The organism is Nitrobacter sp. 62-13 (assembly GCF_001896955.1).
Classification (GTDB): Bacteria; Pseudomonadota; Alphaproteobacteria; order Rhizobiales; family Xanthobacteraceae; genus Nitrobacter.
The window spans coordinates 1-2,687 of record NZ_MKRN01000136.1; the positions used below are offsets into that span (position 1 = coordinate 1).

Genomic DNA, 2,687 nt, shown 5'->3' on the forward strand with positions numbered 1-2,687 from the left:
CTTGCGATCGGTCCAGATGTTCTTGCACGCGATGCTGCAGGTATGACAGCCGATGCACTTATCCAGGTGAAAGACCATCGAAACTTGAGCGCGAATGTCCATGTCTATACTCCTTCGTTCCTATGGCTTTGCTCTTATGGCTTCGTTTTCGGTTCTCGTTTGGCGCTTACGCGTTGCCGCTATCGTCAATAGTGCTAGGCGCCGATGGTTTCGATGCTTCGTCGCTCACCGGCTTGCGCCGCGATGCGATCGTTGCTTCCGCAGCAGCCAGCGCGAGTCCATCGCCCATGCTGGCCATCGTTGGGTCGATTTGCCGATGTCCCGCAGGTGTTGGAGTATCTCGCACAGCAACAACGCTAACCTCAAACTCCAGCGTCATGCCGGCGAGTGGGTGATTCGTATCAACCACGACGTACCCGTTATCCTCGTCGACCTCAGTAACCATCACATTCTCGACACGACGCTCATCGTCACTGTGCGCGAGAAAACACATTCCCGGCTCGATCTGATCAACACCGCCAAACGTTTCAACGGGTACCCGCTGCTGCAACGCCTTGTCTCGCTCCCCGTATGCCTCCTCAGGAGGCAGGATCACGTCCAGACGCTCGCCTGCAACCCTGCCCTCGAGCGCTCGCTCAAGGGCAGGCAGCAACCGCCCACTCCCATGCTGATACTCCAACGGCTCATCGCCCCACACAGAAGACCTAATGTGACGGATCGCACCGTTAGTACGCAGGGTGTAATTAATGGTCACGTATTTCCCGACGCCAACCCGCTCTGGCGCACCGAGGTGCGCCGGAGCCAGTTCATGATCATGATCATGATCATGATTATGATCATGCTCGTGACCGTGCGTCGTGATATCGCCTACCATTCCAACTTCTCCATCTTACGCAGGACAATGTGCGTGTCGCGCGTAAAGATACCGGTCGGGCCCCAGTAATTGAAGCCGTATGTGAACTGCGCATAACCACCGGCCAGGAACAGCGGATTGATGCGAGTACGCGTCAGACTGTTGTGCCCGCCGCCACGCCACTTCCGCTCCTGCGACTTCGGAATGTACACCGTACGCTCCACCGCGTGGTAGTACATGCAGGTGCCAGGCTGAATTCGACGGCTCACGTTGGCGCGCGTCACGACGACACCGTTGTCGTTGTAGACCTCGACCCAATCGTTATCCTCGATACCAACCTTTTCAGCATCACGATCGTTGATCCAGACCGGATCCATACCGCGAGACAGCATCAACATGCGATGGTTGTCTTTGTAGGTGGAGTGAATATTCCACTTACCGTGCGGCGTGATGTAGTTCAGCACCAGCGAGCGGTCATCCACCCGGCTCTTCACGATATCGCCGGTCTTGCGCGGGTTGAGCCGCGGCTTGTAGGTCGGGATGTGCTCGCCAAAGTCGAGGTACCACTGGTGATCGAGGTACAGCGACTGCCGGCCGGTCAGCGTCCGCCACGGCACCAGACGCTCCACGTTCATGCACCAGGCGGAGTATGCACGACCGTCGTTAACCAAACCCGTCCAGACTGGGCTCGTGAGGATTCGTCTCGGCTGACGCGTCAGGTCGTAGAACGTCGACGAGACACTCCGGGTAGGTTCAGCCAGGTCGGCAAGCGGAAGGCCGACGTGATGCTCCTCATTAAGGAAGCCTTGATAGCTGACCTCACCGTTCGATTCCGGCGCGCACATCAGCACGGTGTTGCAGGCGTCGAGCACGTCCTCGAGGCTCGGGTACCGTTTGCCGCCCCATTCCACGCACCGCATATGCCTCGGATCCGGCATCGGCATGACGGGATTGTCGAGCATCTGGTCGTACTGCTTCCTGATCGGGATCTGCACGCCGACCGCGGAAACGCCTTCCTCCCGGGCTTTGGGTCCGAAAGAGATGAACTTGTTGTACAAATTGGCGTAGTCACGCTCGACCACCCGAACATGCGGGAAGGACTTGCCCGGCAACAGCTTGCACTCGCCCTCGGCCCAGTCGAGAATCTCCGGCTGCGCCAACTCGTCGGGAGTATCGTGCATCAGCGGTTGGAGAACCACGTCACGCATCGGCTTGGAGAACGCCAGCGGAGACAGCTCGCTGACCTTCTTGGCGATCAGCTTGAAAACCTCCCAGTCCGTCTTCGACTCCCACACCGGCGGAACCGCCTGTCCCAGCACGTGCAGGAACGAGTGCAAGTCCGTCGTGTTGAGATCGTTCTTCTCATACCAGAAGGCCGTCGGCAGGATGATGTCAGAGTAGAGTCCCGTCGTGTTCATACGGAAGTTAATGTCGACAACGAGGTCATACTTCCCGCGCGGAGCGGTTTCGTGATACTTAACGCTCGTCGACTTGCCTTTCGCACGCTCCTCGGCGACCACGTTGTCATGCGCACCGAGGTAGTGACGCAGGAAGAACTCGTGCCCCTTGGCGCTCGACTGGATCGCGTTGCCGCGCCAGATGAACCACAGCCGCGGCCAGTTCTCCTCGGCGTCGGGATCTTCGATCGCGAGATTCAACTTCTTGCTGCTAACCTGATCGGTGACGTAAGTCGCGATATCTTCTGTCGTCTTCGCACCGGCATGTTCGGCTTCAGCTACAACCTCGATCGGGTTGCGGTTGAAGTGCGGGGTGAACGGCATCCAACCCGAACGCACCGCCTTCGCCTGAAGGTCGATCGCATGACCCTTGGCCC

3 protein-coding genes are annotated in these 2,687 nt (G+C 58.5%); all 3 read right to left on the reverse strand.

Annotated elements, in window-relative coordinates; all coding sequences use genetic code 11:
• Nucleotides 1-102: 4Fe-4S binding protein (locus tag BGN91_RS10195; RefSeq protein ID WP_292612796.1), on the reverse strand; the 102-nt coding region annotated here is incomplete at its 3' end.
• A gap of 64 nt (nucleotides 103-166) precedes the next feature.
• Nucleotides 167-874, reverse strand: a complete 708-nt coding sequence (locus BGN91_RS10200; protein ID WP_292612792.1) for a peptidylprolyl isomerase — start codon at nucleotides 872-874, stop codon at nucleotides 167-169.
• Nucleotides 868-2,687, reverse strand: a 1,820-nt coding sequence (locus BGN91_RS10205) for a molybdopterin dinucleotide binding domain-containing protein (protein WP_292612794.1), incomplete at its 5' end; no start/stop codon positions are given. The genes BGN91_RS10205 and BGN91_RS10200, both read right to left, overlap by 7 nt.